The organism is Streptomyces vilmorinianum (assembly GCF_005517195.1).
GTDB classification, from domain to species: Bacteria; Actinomycetota; Actinomycetes; order Streptomycetales; family Streptomycetaceae; genus Streptomyces; species Streptomyces vilmorinianum.
The window spans coordinates 2,223,017-2,239,760 of sequence record NZ_CP040244.1 but is presented as its reverse complement, the minus strand read 5'-3'; the positions used below and the strand labels follow the sequence as shown (position 1 = coordinate 2,239,760).

Genomic DNA, 16,744 nt, shown 5'->3' with positions numbered 1-16,744 from the left:
CGTGCGCCTGCCCCGTTCCCTGTCCGGCTGGACCATGGCGGTCTTCGGGCTGCTCGCCGCGGCGCTGGGGGTGGTGGGTCTCGTGACGCCCGACGCCATGCTCACCGTCATGGGCTTCGACCCCATACCCGACGCGAACCGCGCGCAGGGAGACCACACCCTCGTCTTCCTGACCGCCTCGTCCATGGCCGCGCTCAATATGGGCGTCTACTACGTCCTGGCCTCGCTGGCCGACTGGAAGCCCTTCTTCCGCTGGACGGTCCCGTTCCGCCTCCTCACCTGCGCCGTCTTCACCCTCGCCGTCGTCACCGGCCGGGCGCCTGCCGGTTTCCTCGGTGTGGGCCTGTGGGAGGGCCTGGGCGCGGTGGTGACGGGGGCGGCCCTTCGGTTCGAGAACCGGGCCCGGAAGAACGCCGTGGCGTGAACGACCCTCTCGCGGGTCTCGGCCCCGGAGGACGACGAGCTGTGCGATGCCGCACGCGCCGCACTGCTCGCCGTCTCCCGTGTGGATGGCGCTACTTGACGCCGAGCAGCTGCTCGATCGGGTCGATCGCGAAGTAGACGGCGAACAGGACAGCCGTCCCCCACATCAGCGGGTGCACCTCGCGCGCCTTGCCGATGACGGCCTTGATGACGACGTAGGCGAGGAAGCCGGCGCCGATGCCGTTGGTGATCGAGTACGTGAAGGGCATCACGGCGATCGTCAGGAAGGCCGGGATCGCGATCTCGTAGCTGGTCCAGTCGATGTGCCGCACCTGGGACATCAGCAGGAAGCCGACGGCGACCAGGGCGGGCGCGGCGGCCTGGGCGGGGACCACGGTGGCCAGCGGGGTGAGGAAGAGCGCCAGGGCGAACAGGCCGCCGGTGACGACCGAGGCGAAGCCGGTGCGGGCGCCCTCGCCGACGCCGGCCGCCGACTCGATGTAGGAGGTGTTGGAGGAGGCGGAGGCGGCGCCGCCCGCGACGGCGGCGGCGCCGTCGATGAGGAGGACCCGGCCGAGGTGCGGGACCTTGCCCTGCTCGTCGAGGAGTCCGGCCTCGCTGGAGACGCCGACGACGGTGCCCATGGTGTCGAAGAAGTCGCTGAGGAGGAGGGTGAAGACGAGCAGGACGAGGGTGACGACCCCGATCTGCTCGAAGGCGCCGAGAAGGCTGAAGGAGCCGACGAGGCCGAAGTCGGGGGCGGCGACGATGTCGTCGGGCACGGCCGGGACGGTCAGGCCCCAGGCGAGCGCCGGCACGTCGGCGATCTCGTTGACGGCGATCGCGACGACGGTCATGACGACGATGGAGATGAGGATCGCGCCCCTCACCTTGCGCGCCATGAGCGCGACGGTGAGCAGGACGCCGAGGCAGAAGACGAGGACGGGCCAGCCGGAGAGGTGGCCGCTCGCGCCGAGCTGGACGGGCACGGAGCCGGTCTCACCGGGGATGCGGGTCACGAAGCCGGCGTCGACGAAGCCGATGAAGGCGATGAAGAGGCCGATGCCCACGCTGATCGCCTGCTTGAGGGCGTGCGGGATGGCGTGCATGACGGCCTCGCGCAGCCCCGTCACCACCAGGACGCAGATCAGGATGCCTTCGAGGACCACGAGCCCCATCGCGTCCTGCCAGCTCATGAGGGGTGCGAGCTGGAAGGCGACGACGGCGTTCAGGCCGAGTCCGGCGGCGATGGCGAGCGGCAGGTTGCCGCCGACGCCCATGACGACGGTCATGACGGCCGCCACCAGGGCGGTGACGGTGGCCAGTTGGGCCCCGCTGAGCTGGTGGCCGAACTTGTCCTCCGCGCTGCCCAGGATGATCGGATTGAGCACGAGGATGTAGGCCATCGTGAAGAACGTGGCGAAGCCGCCGCGTATCTCCCGGCCGAAGGTCGACCCCCTCTCACTGATCGCGAAATAGCGGTCGACCGGGTTGGTTCTTGTGTCGAACATGGCTCTCCTCGGGAAACGGGTGGCTGGATTGTGCCCAGCCGTAAGCCGGTTCAGGTGTCCTGCGTGTTACGGACGCGATCTCACCGCCCGGTCTCCAGGGCATCTGTCCGATCCGCGAGGGCCACCTCAGAGCCCAGGCTGCGGGTATGAAGTGGACGGCGGGTCTCTATCTCACCGGAATCCTGGTCTCGGGTTTCGGTACGACGGCGATGTGGCTGGCCTCGGGGATCTGGGTCAAGTCCCTGACCGGCTCGGACAGTCTGGCCGCACTGACCGTGTTCGCGCTGTGGGCGCCCGCGCTCGTCGGTCCGCTGCTCGGCACGGTCGTCGACCGGGTACGGCGGCGGCCGCTGATGGTGTGGTCGAACGCGGCGATGGCGGGTCTGCTGCCGGCGCTGGTGTGGGTCGACGCGGCGGACCGGGTGTGGCTGCTGTTCGCGGTGCTGGTGCTGTACGGGGCCCAGGGCACCGTCCACGACGCGGCGCAGGCCGCGCTGGCGGCGAGCGTGCTCGACAAGCGGCTCCTCGCGGACTTCAACGGGCTGCGGATGACGGTCAACGAGAGCGTGAAGCTGATCGCCCCGCTCGCCGCGGCCGGTCTCTTCGCGCGGTACGGGGGCGGGCCTGTGGCGCTCCTCGACGCGGCGACGTTCGCGGTGGCGGCGGGGGTGTTCGCGCTGATGCGGGTACGGGAGCAGAAGCCGGCGCGCCCGGCGACGGCGCACTGGCTCCGGGACACGGCGGAGGGCCTGCGCACGATCCGCGCTTCTCCGGTGCTGCGCCCGCTGGTCCTGACGGGCTCGTTCACGATGCTGCTCGCCGGGGTCAACGGTGCGGCGATCTACGCCGTGGTGGACCGCGGGCTCGGCCACTCCCCCGCGTACGCGGGGGTGCTGTACGCCGTCCAGGGCGCGGGCTCGGTCGTCGCGGGCCTGGCGGCCGGGCCTCTGCTGCGGCGGATCCCGGAGCGGCTGCTCGCCACCGCCGGCCTGGCCCTGTTCGCCCTGGCGGCGGGCGCCCGCGCGGTCCCGCACGACGGGGTGGCACTGGCGGCGAGCGCGGTGATCGGCCTGGGCCTGCCGTGGGTTCTGATCGCGGCCATGACGGCGGTCCAGCGCGAGGCACCGGAGACCGCGGTGGGCCGCGCGGCGGCGACGGCCCACACGCTCCTCTTCGTCCCGAACGCGCTCGCCCTGGCGGCGGGCGCGGGCCTGGTCGCCGTCCTCGACATCCGCGCGCTGCTGCCCCTGCTGACCGCCGCGGGCCTGACGGGCGCGATCGTTCTGGCCGCCCGCGGGCGCACACGCGCGGAGGTGCGGGCGGGCGCCTGAGAAGGCGCGACCGCCCGCGGGCTTGGGCCTGCGACTCCGTGGCGAGCCGGCCGAGCACACGCTCGACGGCGCCCGACCGCAGGCACGGCGACGAGCGTCGCGGGCCGGTGCGGAGCCACCGGCCGCAGCCGTCGCACGCCCAACAGCCGCCCCCATCCGCACGCGCCCGCCGCGTCCCCGTCTCAGCCCAGCGACCGCAGGGCCTCCCGGACCGACGTCAGGTCGGGGTCCGAGGCCAGGCCCGCGTGGTAGAGCCGGAGTTCGGTGGCTCCCTCCGACGCCGCCCGCTTGGCGTCCTCGACCAGCGTGGCCGGGGAGCCGCCCATGCCCGTCACCACACCGAGGTTGGCGACGAGGGCGGTGTCCGGGCGTGCCTGGGCCGCGAAGGGGGACACGGAGGCGGCCGGGGTGACGACGCCGTCCGCGTGGGCGAGGACGTGGGCGGGGTCGGTGCCCACGTCGGCGCCGCAGCGGTGGGGGTGCGGGTCCGCGTGGAGCAGGACGCGGAAGCCGGGCGGGGCGGCCGCACGGACCGCGGCCACCGCGGACTCCTGGAGCGTGCGGGCGGTCCGGACACGCCAGGCGAGCACCGGCTCCTCGAAGGCGGCGAGCGCGGACGCGGCAAGGCCCCCGGATCCGGACCACACCGGCTCCAGCGCGCCCCGCACGGCCGCCGCCAGCTCGTCGGGGTCGACGCCCTCCTCCCCGTACCCCTCCTTGCAGGAGGGGCAGAAGCACAGGGACATCAGGTACTGCTCGCGCTCCCCGAGGGCGACCCCCGCGGTCTTGTCGTGGGCGTGGAGGTGGGCGAGGCCGTACCAGCCGCAGGACTCCAGCTCGGTGCCGGCCGCCCCGGGCCGTACCGCCGCCTCGGCCGCCAGGTCCACCAGGTACGCGCGGACCTCCGGCCGCGCGATGCACGGCGCCCAGGGGTAGCGGTCGCCGTACGCGTTGACGACCGAGGTCCCCGGGTGTTCGGCGCCGAGGCGGGAGTTGTGGGCGAGGACCACCCAGCTGTGGACCTCCAGGCCCGCGTCGGCGAGCGCGCCCGCGGCCTCGCCGTACGCGTCCCCGGGCGCCCACTCCCCCGCCGGGTAGGGCCGCAGGGCCCGTCCGGACCAGCGGTCCCCGTCCGGTGGGTAGAGCACGGCGGCGTACGCGGCGGTGACGATCCGGTGCCCCGGATGCCGGGGCGTCAGCGCGCGCGTGGAGTGGTACGCGGAGGCCAGCGTGAGCTGCGCGAGGCCCAGGTCCGCGAGCAGGCCCGGCGCCGCCGGGTCGCCGACGACGTCCCAGGGGTAGACGAAGGCCCCGGTCCTCACGCGTCGCCTCCCAGCAGCGCCCGGCCGCGCTCGATGATCACGGCGAGCTCCTTCAGGTGCTCGGGCGTGGGCTCGCTCAGCGGCGGCCGTACCTCGCCGACGTCCAGGCCTCCCATCCGTACGGCTGCCTTGACGAGGGAGACCGCGTAGCCGCGTCCCTTCGCCCGCAGGTCGACGAGCGGCCGGTAGAAGCCGTCGATGAGCCGTTCCACGGTCGCGTCGTCGCCGGTCGCGAGGGCCCGGTGGAAGGCGAGGGCGATGTCGGGGGCGAAGCAGAAGACGGCGGAGGAGTAGAGGGTGACGCCGATGCCCCGGTACGCGAGTCCGGTGAGCTCCGCGGTGGGCAGGCCGTTGAAGTAGAGCAGGCCGAGGCCCTCGGCGCGGACGGCGCTGACGATCCGCTGCATCAGGTCGAGGTCGCCGTGGCCGTCCTTGAGGCCGATGACGCCCTCGACGCGGGCGAGGGCGACGGCGGTCTCGGGGGTGAGGATCGCGTTGTCGCGCTGGTAGACGATGACGTCGAGCGAGGTGGCGGCGGCCAGTTCGGTGTAGTGGCGCAGCAGCCCCGCCTGGTCGGCGACGACGAGGTACGGGGGCATGGCGAGGAGTCCGTCGGCGCCGGCCTCCTCGGCGAGCCTCGCGTACCGGATCGCGAGCGCCGTGCCGTAGCCGGCGCCGGCCACGACGGGGACCCGGCCTGCCGACTCCTCCACGGCCGCGGCGACGCAGGCGCGGAACTCCTCGGGGGTGAGAGCGTGGAACTCGCCGGTGCCGCAGCAGGCGAACACCGCGGCGGCGCCCGCCTCGATGCCGCCGCGCACATGGGCGCGGAAGAGGTCGAGGTCGACGGTGCCGTCCGGGCCGAAGGCGGTGACGGGGAAGAACAGCAGGCCGTCGAGCCGGTCGGCGAGCGGGGCTGAGATCACGGGCGCTCCCAGAGAAGTCCGTCGTGCATCATTCTGACTATCGTCCATATGCATGAACGATCCCACGCTAGGGCAGCGCCAAAGGGCCGGTCAAGGCGCAAACCCGTCTCACCGTGCACTCTTGACGCTCCCTCACCCACTCCCTAGCGTGGCCACGATTGTCCACGGTTGTGAATAGGATCCACGGACGGAGATTCCGTACATGCCCACACCCCGCACCGTCCTGCTCACCGGCGCCGCCGGGGGCGTCGGCACGCTGATGCGCGAGCTGCTGCCCGCGTACGGATACGAGCTCCGGCTGCTCGATCTGGCACCCGTCGACGGCGCTCCGGACGCGATCATCGCCGACCTCGCCGACCGCAAGGCGCTGCGCGAGGCCGTCCGCGGTGTCGACGCGATCATCCATCTGGCGGGAATCTCCCTGGAGTCCACCTTCGAGAAGATCCTGGCCGCCAACATCACCGGCCTGCACCACCTCTACGAGGCCGCGCGCGAGGAGGGGGTGTCCCGGATCGTCTTCGCCTCCAGCAACCACGCCGTCGGCTTCACCCCGCGGCCGCGCGCGGACGACCCGGTGATCCCCGTGGACACCCCGCACCGGCCGGACACCTTCTACGGCCTGTCCAAGTGCTTCGGCGAGGATCTCGCCCAGTTCTACTGGGACCTGCACGGCCTGGAGACCGTCTCCGTACGGGTCGGCTCGTGCTTCCCCGAGCCGACCTCGGTGCGGATGCTGTCGATGTGGCTGAGCCCCGCCGACTGCGCCCGGCTCTTCCACGCGGCGCTCACCGCCGAGAACGTGGGCCACACCATCGTGTACGGCTCCTCCGCCAACACCCGGCTGTGGTGGGACCTCTCCTCCGCCCGGGCGCTCGGCTACGAGCCGCAGGACGACTCGGAGGCGTACGCGGAGCGGATCATCGCGGAGCAGGGGCTGCCGGACGACGACGATCCGGCGAACGCGCACCTGGGCGGCCACTTCTGCACCGAACCGCCGCGCTGGCCCTACTAGCACTGCCCCGCACGAGGAGTACGCGGGCCCGGCCGGACTGATGCGGGGGCGGCCGGCCGGGGCCCGGGTCACGGCATGCGCTGCACACGCGACACAGGGAACGGTAGGGCGCCGCGCCGCCCACCGCGATCCGCTCAGCGCGGCGACTGTCCGCGGAACGCGGCGGGTCCGGCCGGCCGGCGGCTCACCGCGTCGAGCGCAGCGTCTGCGAGGGCGTCTCGCCGAACCGGGTCCGGTACTGCGCCGCGAACCTCCCGTGGTGCGCGAACCCCCAGCGCCAGGCCACCTCGCTCACGCTCAGCTCGTCGGGCGCGGCGCCCCGCAGCTCCTCATGGACCCGTTCGAGACGGACGTCCCGTACGTACGCCATGGGTGACATGCCCACGTGCTCGCGGAACGACTCCTGCAGCCGGCGCACGCCGACCCTGGCCAGGCCGGCGAGCTCGGTGGTGGTGAACGGGTGCTCCGGGCGGGCCCGCACCGCGTCCATCACGCGCTTGACGGGCGCCGGGCGCAGCGGCTCCCCCGGGTGGGCGAGCTCCTCGCGCCAGGGGTGCTCGGCGGCCAGGAGCAGCCCGTTGAGCAGCGCCTCCTGCAGGGGTGCGGCGACCAGAGGATGGTGGGCCAGGCTGTCCCCGGCAAGCGCCTCGTGCGCCACCTGCCGGGCGAGGCGCACCCAGCTCAGGCCGGGGCCGCGCGTGATGTCCAGACGCGGCTCGAAGGCGAGGGCGCCATGCGGCGGCCGCCCGATGAGGCGCTCCAGGCGTTCGCGGAGCGCGGCCGCGTCGATCTTGACGGAGAGGGCCCGGCAGTCCCCGCTCCAGCGGTCCAGGAAGGTGTCCCCCGAGGGATCGAGCACCACCGCCTCGGCCGGCGTCGCCAGCACCGGGGCGCGGCCGCCCTGCCGCAGTTCCATCGTCCCCGACAGCGGGGCGTTGACGTGGAACGCCCCGAGCTCGCCGAAGCGCATCCGCACGTCCGCCCCGCAGGACAGGTCGCCGATGACCAGCGGCCCCAGGTCCACCGTGTCGAACCGGGCGGCGAAGGGACGTTCCTGCCGCTCGATGACGTCCATGAAGTTGGCGTAGTACCGCGCGTCGATCTCCTGCCGCGCCTCGTCCACGTCCCGCGTTCTGAAAGAGCTCCCACCCACGAGCGGCAAGAATACGATCAACCCGAATATTCATATGACGGACCTGCCCGGGAACGGCAGGATGCCCGTCATGCCACAGCCTCATGGATTCGGTTACGAGCAGCGTGCGGACGGCACGGTCGTCCTCACCCACCGCGGGCGCGCCGCGGGCACCCTGCGCGGGGGACGTGCGGAGAAGTTCCTGGCGGAGGTGGGGTCGGGGGACGCCCAGCTGGTCATGGCGCGCTGGACGGGCGCGTACAAGTTCGGCAACGAGCGGGCGGCCCGCAATCACCCGCGTAACCAGGGTGGCCGAACCGGGCGAAGGTAAGGGAACGGCAAAGCGGTCTCGCTCGTTACCTCTGGCATGACCGCTATGACCCCCGGCTCGAACATCCCTCTGTCCGCCGCGCGCGTGGCGGTGGACGTCGCCGCTCCGGTGCGGCTCGACGTCTCGGGCCTGCTGCTCACCGCCGACGGCAAGGTGCGCTCGGACGCCGACTTCATCTTCTACAACCAGCCCTCCGGCCCCGGTGTGACCTACCGCTCCGGCGGCGGGGCGGCTCCGGACGCGATCCTGGTGGACACCGGCGCGGTGCCGCCCGGCATCGAGAAGATCGTCGTCACCGCGAGCCCCGACGCGGCCGGCCAGACGTTCCAGGGCATCGAGCCCACGGCGACGATCCGCAACGCCGACGACGGCCAGGTCCTCGCCACCTTCACCCCGCCGCGGCTCGGTACGGAGACGGCGCTGGTGATCGTGGAGATCTACCTCAGGAACGGCGCCTGGAAGGCGCGTGCCGTGGGCCAGGGGTACGCGAACGGGCTCGCGGGCATCGCGACCGACTTCGGCGTCTCGGTGGACGAGGAGCCCGCGGCCGCCCCCACTCCCGTGGCACCTCCTGTGGCGCCTCCCGTGGCGCCTCCGGTCGCCGCCCCCGTCGACCCGCGGCTCGCCGCGACCACGCCCCCGCCGCCCGCCGCCGCGCCGGCCGCCGCCCCGGTCTCCACCGGAAAGATCAACCTGGACAAGGGCCGGGTCAGCCTGCAGAAGAACCAGACCGTGTCGCTGGTCAAGGGCGGCCGCCCGCTGCTCTCCCAGGTCAAGATGGGCCTCGGCTGGGAGCCCGCGTACCGCGGCAAGGACATCGACCTCGACGCCTCGGTCATCGCCTACGGCCCCCAGCGCAACCACCTGGACAGCTGCTACTTCGGCAAGCTCTCGATCCTGAACGGCGCGATCAAGCACTCCGGCGACAATCTGACCGGCGAGGGCGCGGGCGACGACGAGGTCATCGTCGTCGACCTCGGCCGTCTCCCGGCGGACGCCACCGGCCTGGTCTTCACGGTCAACTCGTTCTCCGGCCAGAAGTTCACCGAGGTCGCCAAGGCCTACTGCCGGCTGATCGACGCCGCGAGCGGCGAGGAGCTGGTCCGCTTCGACCTGACCACGGCCGAGCCGCAGACGGGCGTGATGATGGCCAAGCTCATCAAGCAGTTCTCCGGCGAGTGGGAGATGACCGCGATGGGCGAGTTCGTGAAGTCCCGGACGGTCCGCGGCATGGTGAAGCCGGCTGCCCAGGCGCTCTGATCCGCTGTACGGAAAGGGCCCGCCGGTCACCCGGCGGGCCCTTCCTCACGTCCAGGGCCAGTCGGCGCTCCGGCCGGCCTCGAGCAGCGGAACCATCCGGAACGCGGCGTCGGTCAGGCCGCCGAACGTATGGCGGTTGCCGCTTCCCGAGGGGGCGTGGCCCGTCCGGTAGCCCGCGAGGTTCCAGGTGTAGACCGGAACACGGTCCGGCACCTGCGCGGTCGGGTCGCCGTAGTGGCTGTACGCGGCCTGCTCGTCGGTGACGATCAGCACCCGGTCGTGACCCTTGTAGTGCTTGCGGACCGCCTCGGTGGTGTCGGTGCCGCCGAGCTCGCCGAAACGGCCGAGGACCTTCAGCACCGACTCGCCCGTCCGGTACTTCACCCGGGCGCTGCTCGTGCCGAACTCGACCAGGTCGGCGTCGGCCGCCCGCATCGCGACCGCCGCGCCGAACACGGCGGCCGCGTCGGCCCGGTTGAGCTCCGAGCGGTCCGAAAGCCTCGTCCACATCGAGCCCGAGCGGTCGACGAGGACCAGGGTCCGGCCCGGCAGCGCGGGCACGTTGGCCAGCGAGTGACCGAGCGCCCGCTCCAGCGGGTACGACCAGCGCAGCGAGGGTGCGTGCTGGAAGGCGGCGAGATAGCGGAACGGGAACTGCTTCGACTTCGCGACGACGACCGGGTCCGAGATCTTCGCCGCGACCTGGGCCGCGACCTCGTCGGAGACCCCCGCCTGGTCGAAGTTGCGCAGGTTCCTCAGGAGCGCCATGGCGCCCATCGAGGGAATGACGGCCTCCCAGGCCGCCGCGTCCATCGGCCCCTGCAGCCAGCCCGCCAGTGCCTCCCAGGTCATCCCCGCCTCGGCCAGCCGTCGCGCGCCGTCGGGTCCGGTGACCACGGCACGCCGTTCGGCGACCGGGAGCGCCATCAGGGCCCGGTGGGCGGTCAGCGTGCGGTCGGACTCCGGGGGAACGGCGGTGTCGGGGTTGTGCCGGCGGTCGAGCGCGTACCGGAACAGCTCGCCCTGCCACGCCTTCTCCGGGTCGGGCGAGGCGTGCACGAGGTTGAGGATGTCGCCGAAGCGGTACCCCTTGCCGACGGTGTCGTACTTGAGCAGGGACTTTCCGTTGTAGAGCCGCCGGACGGCGTCGGCGACTCCGCGCTTCACGGGCTTGGGGATGTTCCGCCCGTACGTCGAGGTCCAGTAGCCGATCAGCTCCCCGGGCTCGTCCGCGCGCAGCAGGACGGAGGCGACGACCCGGCGGTTCGTGGGTCCGGTCTCGGCGCCCGCGTCGAGGCGTGCCTTCACGTACTCGGCGGCGCCGACGAGGGAGGCCGTGCGCATGTTGCCGTCGCGGCGCAGCCAGGCGAGCAGGCCTGCGGTCCACTCGGGGTCCTCGACGGCGAGCTTGCGCACGAGCGCGGCGAAACGGTCGTCGCGGTCGGCGCCGCTCTCGTAGAAGGTGCGCTGCGAGACGAAGTTGGTGACCGCGAGCAGGAAGAGCTCGGACCGCGCGTCCCTGAGGACACCGACGCCGCCCTCGTGGGTGCGGGTGGTGGCGCCGACGGAGGTCACGGGCGAGGTGACGCGGGCCTTGGTGGTACGGGTGTTGAAGCGTGCCATGTGTGAATTCCCCCGAATTCGAAGAGCGAGGGGGAAACACAGCGACGAGAATGCCCGAGTTCAGAGGTCGGCGACGGTCCATATAACGGCTGCTCTACCCAATTGAGCTACACGCCCCGAAGGCGTGACGGGACTCGAACCCGCAACCCGCTGTTCCCCATGAAGTATCCGTCGCCTGCGCACCGGACACCCTCGTCGGATGCTGTGCCTCCCGAGAACGCACCGGGAGGTGCATGAAGTTGTGGTGTCCAGAGATCAAGGCCGGCGGAACCGACGGTTGGTGCTCTGCCCCTGAGCTACACCGGCACGAATGCCGGCGGCGGGATTCGAACCCGCGGCCTCCCCATTATGAGTGGAAGTAGGTCCTGCCTGTCGCACCTGGACGAGCATCACCTTAGGGGGACAACGCGCGGGCGCACCAACGGTTTTGTCGGCCGGGGCGTGGTCAGTGGCGCGGCTGGCGGCGCCAGGGGCCGGTGATCGCGACCATGATGCCGGGTTGCTGGATGCAGGCGAAGAGCGTGTCGCCGTCGGGCGAGAAGACGACGCCCGCGAACTCGCTGTCGTTCAGGTCGTTGCGGGCGATCGGGTACGTCCTGCCGCGCTCGGTGGCTCCGAAGAGGTGCGAGACGCCCTCGCCGTCCTCTGCGATGACGAGGCCGCCGTAGGGGGAGACGGTGATGTTGTCCGGGCCGTCGTACGCGCCGTCCTCCTCCGGGGCCGGGTTGACGCCCAGCAGCACCTTCAGGGTGAGGGTGCGGCGCTTGGGGTCGTAGAACCAGACCTGGCCGTCGTGCGCGGCGCCGGGGCTCTCCTCGCGGGCGTACGAGGAGACGATGTAGGCGCCCCCGTCACCCCACCACATGCCCTCCAGCTTGCGGCCGCGGGTGACCTCGGCGGGGCCGAACTGCTCGCGGACCGCGACCTCGCGGCCGTCGCGGTCGGGGACGTCCACCCAGTCCACGCCGTAGACCGTGCCGATCCCGGTGGCCCGGGAGAGGTCGTCGACGAACCGGCCGCCCGAGTCGATGCAGCGGGGCGCCTGGAGGACGCCGGCGTCGTCGGCGAGGGTGCGGAGCCTGCCGCGGCCGTGCTCGAAGCCGGCGGGCGGGACCCAGCGGAAGAAGAGGCCGTTGGGCTTGGAGTCGTCCTCGGTGAGGTAGGCGTGGCCGCGCTTGGGGTCGATGACGACGGCCTCGTGGTCGTAGCGGCCGAACGCCTTGATGGGCCGGGGGTCGCGGTTGGCACGGCGGTCGCACGGGTCGACCTCGAAGACGTACCCGTGGTCCTTGGTCATGCCGTTCTCGCCGGCGAGGTCGGAGTTCTCCTCGCAGGTGAGCCAGGTGCCCCAGGGGGTGCGGCCGCCGGCGCAGTTGGTGGAGGTGCCGGCGATGCCCACCCACTCGGCGACGGTGCCGTCGCGGTGCACCTCCACGACCGTGCAGCCGCCGGCCGCGGCCGGGTCGTAGACGAGCCCCTCGGCGAGCGGGACGGGGTGCTGCCACTTCGAGCGGGGGCCCTTGAGCTCGTGGTTGTTGACCAGGAGCGTGGTGCCGCGGGGGCCGGCGAAGGTGGCGGTGCCGTCGTGCTTCTGGGGCGTGAACTCGCCGGACTCCAGCGTGGTGACGCCGCTGTGGGTGAGGACGCGGTACGAGAACCCGGCGGGGAGGGAGAGGAGGCCCGCGGGGTCCTCGACGAGGGGCCCGTATCCGAGCTGGTGGCCGTGTCCGAGCGCCAGCGCCTCGGGCGCGGTGGCCAGCGCGCCGACGGCTCCGGTCAGGACGAGCCCGGCGCCCGTGGCGGCGGACTGCTTGGCGAACTGTCTGCGGTTGAGAGGCATGGCGTGGTCGTCTCCCTGTCGTCACCCGGTGTCCGGGCACACGGTCCCGCCCCCGTATAAACGTGGGTTGAACAGAGAGGCGTCCTTCCATGAACCTGCCCCCTTCCGGCCGGCGCGTCCTCGTCAGCGGCGCGTCCCGCGGTCTCGGCCGCGCCGTGGCCCAGGCGTTCGCCGCCAACGGCGACCGGGTCGCCGTCCACTACGGCACGCGCGCCGACGAGGCCCGCGAGACGCTGGAGTCGCTCGCCGGGGACGGGCATGTCCTGACGGGCGGCGACCTGGCCGACCCGGCGGGCGCGGCGGCGGTCGCGGACGCGGCGGCGGAGGCGCCACACCGAGCCCCCCTCACCCCCTCGCCGCGAAGCAGGCGCACCGGGCCGCCGAGCCACTGCCCCGAGTCGCCTCACCCACCGCGCCGCGAAGCGGGTGCGGCTGGGGGTCCGGGGGCGGGGCGCAGGCCGCGGGCTCGTCAGGGATTCGGGAAGGGGCGGGGTGGGGGAATCACGCCCTCGACCTCGCCTTGAAGGCCGCCTTGCGGGCGTCCTTCGCCGCCGCCTTGTCGCGGTGGAGGCGGCCCATCGCCTCCAGGACCTCCGCCGTCGACGGGTGCTCGACTCGCCAGGCCGCGTCGAAGAAGCCGCTGTGCTGGCCCGTCAGCCCCTCGATCAGGTCCCGGAGTTCCTCCAGGTCGCCCTCCGCGTCCAGCTGCGCCGCGATCGTGTCGATCGCCAGCCAGAAGATCATCGACTCCGGCGGCGCTGGTACGTCCGCCGCGCCCCGCTCCGCGAGCCAGACCCGGGCGAGCCCGCCCAGTTCCGTGTCGTCCAGCACCTCCCGTACCGCCGGCTCCGCCTCCCCGCCCACCAGCGAGAGCGCCTGCTGGCAGTGGAGCCGGCGCAGCGGCGAGCCGGCGTCCGCGCCGCGTGCCGCGCCGAGCAGCTCGCGTGCCGCGGCCACCGCGTCCCGGCCGGCCAGCCAGCCCGCCGTCTCGGCGCGCGCCGCGGCCTCGGGGTAGGAGGCGAGGCCGTCGAGGAGCGCGTCCGCGCCCTTGTCCGCGAGTTCGCCGACGGCCGGCGCGTCCAGGCCCGCCTCCAGCATGCGGGCCCGTACGCCGTAGAGCCCGAGCGGCGTCAGCCGGACCATCCCGTACCGCGTGACGTCCTCGTCGTCGACCTCGTCGATCTGCGGGGCGGGCTCCTCGCCCTCCTCGCCCTCCTCGGCCATCAGCGCCTCGTCGACAGGCTGGTACTCGACGAGCCCGATCGGTTCGAGCAGCCGGAACTGGTCGTCGAGGCGCATCATCGCCTCGGAGACCTGCTCCAGTACGTCGTCCGTCGGCTCGCCCATGTCGTCCGGGACGATCATCGACGCGGCGAGCGCCGGCAGCGGCACCGGCCCGTCGCCCGATCCGCCCTCGCTGACCGTGAGCAGATACAGGTTGCCGAGCACGCCCTCCAGGAACTCCGCCTCCTCCTCCGGGTTCCAGTCGAGGAGCTCGAAGTCGATCTCGCCGTCCTCGCCGACGACCTCCGCCAGGTCGTCGAGCACGGGCGCGGTGGCGTCGGCGAAGACCACGTCCAGGCCGTCCAGCCAGATCCCGAGGACGTCGAGCGGCGCGCCGCCCGTGAGGAGCGCGAGGTTCTCGCCCGCGGCGGCCTCGCCCGGGGTGTCGTCGTCGCCGTCCTCGACCTCCACGAGTCCCGTGTCGACGGCGAGCCGCCAGGCCTCGCTCGCGTAGGCCTCGCCGTCCTCGTCGGCCGCGAGGCCCAGCACCTCGGCGGCCGCGGGGAGTTGTTCGTCGACGAGTTCGCCGCCGGCGCCGACCCGGGTCTCCGGGCCGACCCAGCGGGCGAGCCGGGCGGCGCGGGACAGGAGGGGGGTGGCCAGGGCGTCCCGCGCCAGCTCCGCGTCCGAGTGCAGCTGAACGGGGGGCAAGGTGGGGCGGTCCTGTGCCATCTGGGGTCTTCTCCTCGAAAGGCGCGTGCGGTCGAAAGGCGCGTGGGGCCGAAGGGCGCGTGGGGGTCGAACGGCCTTCAGCGTAGACGCATTTCCGGTGTGGACCGCCGGTTCACGGAGCCGTCAGCCTTCGTACACCCGTCGACTCTTGACAAGTCACCCGCCCAGCCAAGAGATTGACGCGCGTAGATTCATCGACCGATTCTCCAAGCACCTCCGGAGCCCTTTGATGCCTTCCTCCATACCGAGATCCGCGGCCGTCGCCGCTGCCGTGTCGGCCGCGCTCGCGGCCGGACTCCTCGCGGGTTCCGCCGCCTCGGCGGAGACCGCCGCCGGCGTCCGCGTCCACGACATCCAGGGCACCACTCGTGTCTCGCCCCTCGTCGGCACTCAGGTCACCGGCGTCACGGGCATCGTGACCGGCGTACGGACGTACGGCTCGCGTGGATTCTGGATCCAGGACCCGCAGGCCGACGACAATCCGGCCACCAGTGAGGGCCTGTTCGTCTTCACGAGCTCCGTTCCGACCGTCGCCGTCGGCGACGCGGTCAGCGTGAACGGCACGGTGGGCGAGTACGTCCCCGGCGGCCTGAACTCCGGCAACCAGTCGGTGACCCAGATCTCCAAGCCGACCGTGACCGTGGTCTCCTCCGGCAACCCGGTCCCGGCCCCCGTGACGATCTCCGGCTTCTCGGTGCCCGACGCGTACGCCCCCGAGGGCGACCCGGCCGCCGACGGCTCCATCAACGGCCTCACGCTGGACCCCGAGACGTACGCCCTGGACTACTACGAGTCCCTGGAGGGCATGAACATCCGCATCGGTACGTCACGGGTGGTGGGCGCCTCCACTCCGTACTCCGAGCTGTGGGTGACGGTGAAGCCCTGGGAGAACCCGAACTTGCGCGGCGGCTCGGTCTACGGCTCGTACACCGCGCAGAACTCCGGCCGCCTCAAGGTCCAGTCGTTGACCCCGATCGCCGAGCAGCCGTTCCCGACGGCGAACGTCGGGGACCGGCTGACGGGCTCGACCGAGGGCCCGCTGGACTTCGACCAGTTCGGTGGCTACAAGGTGGTGGCCCGCACCCTGGGCACGGTCGTCGACCGTGGCCTGGAGCGCGAGACGACGGACCGGCAGCACAAGAACGAGCTGGCGGTCGCGACGTACAACGTCGAGAACCTCGACCCGTCCGACCCGCAGGCGAAGTTCGACGCGCTGGCCGCGGCCGTGGTGGACAACCTCGCCTCGCCCGACATCCTCGCCCTGGAGGAGATCCAGGACAACAACGGCGCCAAGAACGACGGTACGGTCGCGGCCGACCAGACGCTGAAGAAGTTCACGGACGCGATCGTGGCGGCCGGCGGCCCGGCGTACGAGTGGCGCTCGGTCGACCCGGCGAACAACAAGGACGGCGGCGAGCCCGGCGGCAACATCCGCCAGGTCTTCCTCTTCAACCCTGAGCGGGTCTCCTTCACCGACCGCGCGGGCGGCGACGCGACGGCCGCGACCGGTGTGGTGCGCGGCGAGCGGGGCGGCGCCCAGCTGACCCTCTCCCCCGGCCGGATCGACCCGGCGAACACGGCCTGGGAGAACAGCCGCAAGCCGCTGGCGGGCGAGTTCACCTTCCGCGGCCGCACGGTCTTCGTGATCGCCAACCACTTCGGTTCCAAGGGCGGGGACCAGTCCCTGACCTCGCACCACCAGCCGCCGAAGCGTTCCTCCGAGGCGAAGCGTCTGCTGCAGGCGCAGTCCGTCAACGCCTTCGTCAAGGACCTCCTCGCGATCGAGAAGCAGGCCGACGTCCTGGTCCTCGGTGACATCAACGACTTCGAGTTCTCCGGGACCACGCAGGCCCTCACGGACGGCGGGGCGCTCTACCCGGCCGTGAAGTCGCTGCCGCGCAGCGAGCGCTACTCGTACGTCTACCAGGGCAACAGCCAGGTTCTCGACCAGATCCTGACCAGCCCCGGGGTTCACCACTTCGAGTACGACAGCGTCCACATCAACGCGGAGTTCTCCGAGCAGAACAGCGACCACGACCCGCAGGTGCTGCGCTTCCGCCCGTAGCGGGCAGGTAGG

13 protein-coding genes and 1 pseudogene are annotated in these 16,744 nt (G+C 72.4%); 7 read left to right on the top strand and 7 right to left on the bottom strand.

Annotated elements, in window-relative coordinates; translation table 11 throughout:
- Positions 1–34 precede the first annotated feature (34 nt).
- A complete protein-coding gene (locus tag FDM97_RS10440; RefSeq protein ID WP_137994757.1) occupies positions 35–424 on the top strand; it encodes a hypothetical protein in 390 nt (129 codons plus the stop codon).
- A gap of 91 nt (positions 425–515) precedes the next feature.
- Here the strand turns inward: FDM97_RS10440 and FDM97_RS10435 are convergent, their stop codons facing one another.
- Complete coding sequence (locus FDM97_RS10435) at positions 516–1,934, bottom strand: NCS2 family permease (RefSeq protein ID WP_137990125.1); 1,419 nt, start codon at positions 1,932–1,934, stop codon at positions 516–518.
- Between the two features lie 146 nt (positions 1,935–2,080).
- Here FDM97_RS10435 and FDM97_RS10430 point away from each other — a divergent pair, with 146 nt between their 5' ends.
- Positions 2,081–3,265, top strand: a complete 1,185-nt coding sequence (locus FDM97_RS10430; protein WP_137990124.1) for an MFS transporter — start codon at positions 2,081–2,083, stop codon at positions 3,263–3,265.
- Between the two features lie 182 nt (positions 3,266–3,447).
- Here FDM97_RS10430 and FDM97_RS10425 read toward each other — a convergent pair whose 3' ends face one another.
- Together FDM97_RS10425 and FDM97_RS10420 are read right to left on the bottom strand one after the other, a co-directional pair.
- Positions 3,448–4,587 carry a hypothetical protein gene (locus tag FDM97_RS10425; RefSeq protein WP_137990123.1) on the bottom strand — a complete coding sequence of 380 codons (1,140 nt, stop codon included), beginning with the start codon at positions 4,585–4,587 and terminating at the stop codon, positions 3,448–3,450.
- Positions 4,584–5,513, bottom strand: a complete 930-nt coding sequence (locus FDM97_RS10420; RefSeq protein WP_137990122.1) for a 5-dehydro-4-deoxyglucarate dehydratase — start codon at positions 5,511–5,513, stop codon at positions 4,584–4,586. Before FDM97_RS10420 ends, FDM97_RS10425 begins: the two co-directional genes overlap by 4 nt.
- Positions 5,514–5,715: 202 nt before the next feature.
- On the opposite strand from FDM97_RS10420, the gene FDM97_RS10415 reads away from it, so the two are divergent.
- The gene (locus FDM97_RS10415; RefSeq protein ID WP_137990121.1) at positions 5,716–6,525 is read left to right on the top strand and encodes an NAD-dependent epimerase/dehydratase family protein; all 810 of its coding nucleotides are present in this window, start codon (positions 5,716–5,718) and stop codon (positions 6,523–6,525) included.
- 184 nt (positions 6,526–6,709) lie between these two features.
- On the opposite strand, the gene FDM97_RS10410 is transcribed toward FDM97_RS10415, so the two are convergent.
- Positions 6,710–7,648, bottom strand: coding sequence for an AraC family transcriptional regulator (locus FDM97_RS10410; RefSeq protein WP_137990120.1), 939 nt, complete (start codon positions 7,646–7,648; stop codon positions 6,710–6,712).
- A gap of 100 nt (positions 7,649–7,748) precedes the next feature.
- Between FDM97_RS10410 and FDM97_RS10405 the strand changes: the two genes are divergently transcribed.
- The gene (locus FDM97_RS10405; protein WP_175439083.1) at positions 7,749–7,988 is read left to right on the top strand and encodes a hypothetical protein; all 240 of its coding nucleotides are present in this window, start codon (positions 7,749–7,751) and stop codon (positions 7,986–7,988) included.
- A 36-nt stretch (positions 7,989–8,024) separates the two neighbouring features.
- Positions 8,025–9,248, top strand: a complete 1,224-nt coding sequence (locus FDM97_RS10400; RefSeq protein WP_175439082.1) for a TerD family protein — start codon at positions 8,025–8,027, stop codon at positions 9,246–9,248.
- A gap of 45 nt (positions 9,249–9,293) precedes the next feature.
- On the opposite strand, the gene FDM97_RS10395 is transcribed toward FDM97_RS10400, so the two are convergent.
- Positions 9,294–10,871 carry a TROVE domain-containing protein gene (locus FDM97_RS10395; protein WP_137990119.1) on the bottom strand — a complete coding sequence of 526 codons (1,578 nt, stop codon included), beginning with the start codon at positions 10,869–10,871 and terminating at the stop codon, positions 9,294–9,296.
- Positions 10,872–11,316: 445 nt separating this feature from the next.
- Positions 11,317–12,711 (bottom strand): alkaline phosphatase PhoX, encoded by a 1,395-nt coding sequence (locus FDM97_RS10390; protein WP_137990118.1) that lies wholly within the window; start codon positions 12,709–12,711, stop codon positions 11,317–11,319.
- Positions 12,712–12,800: 89 nt separating this feature from the next.
- Between FDM97_RS10390 and FDM97_RS10385 the strand changes: the two are divergent.
- A pseudogene (locus tag FDM97_RS10385) lies at positions 12,801–13,040 on the top strand (SDR family NAD(P)-dependent oxidoreductase); the annotation flags it as partial.
- A gap of 172 nt (positions 13,041–13,212) precedes the next feature.
- Here the strand turns inward: FDM97_RS10385 and FDM97_RS10380 are convergent.
- Positions 13,213–14,667: a hypothetical protein gene (locus FDM97_RS10380; protein WP_137990117.1), complete on the bottom strand. Its 1,455-nt coding sequence runs from the start codon at positions 14,665–14,667 to the stop codon at positions 13,213–13,215.
- 229 nt (positions 14,668–14,896) lie between these two features.
- On the opposite strand from FDM97_RS10380, the gene FDM97_RS10375 reads away from it, so the two are divergent.
- On the top strand, positions 14,897–16,732 hold the full coding sequence (locus FDM97_RS10375; RefSeq protein WP_137990116.1) for an endonuclease/exonuclease/phosphatase family protein: 1,836 nt from the start codon (positions 14,897–14,899) through the stop codon (positions 16,730–16,732).
- Positions 16,733–16,744: the final 12 nt, after the last annotated feature.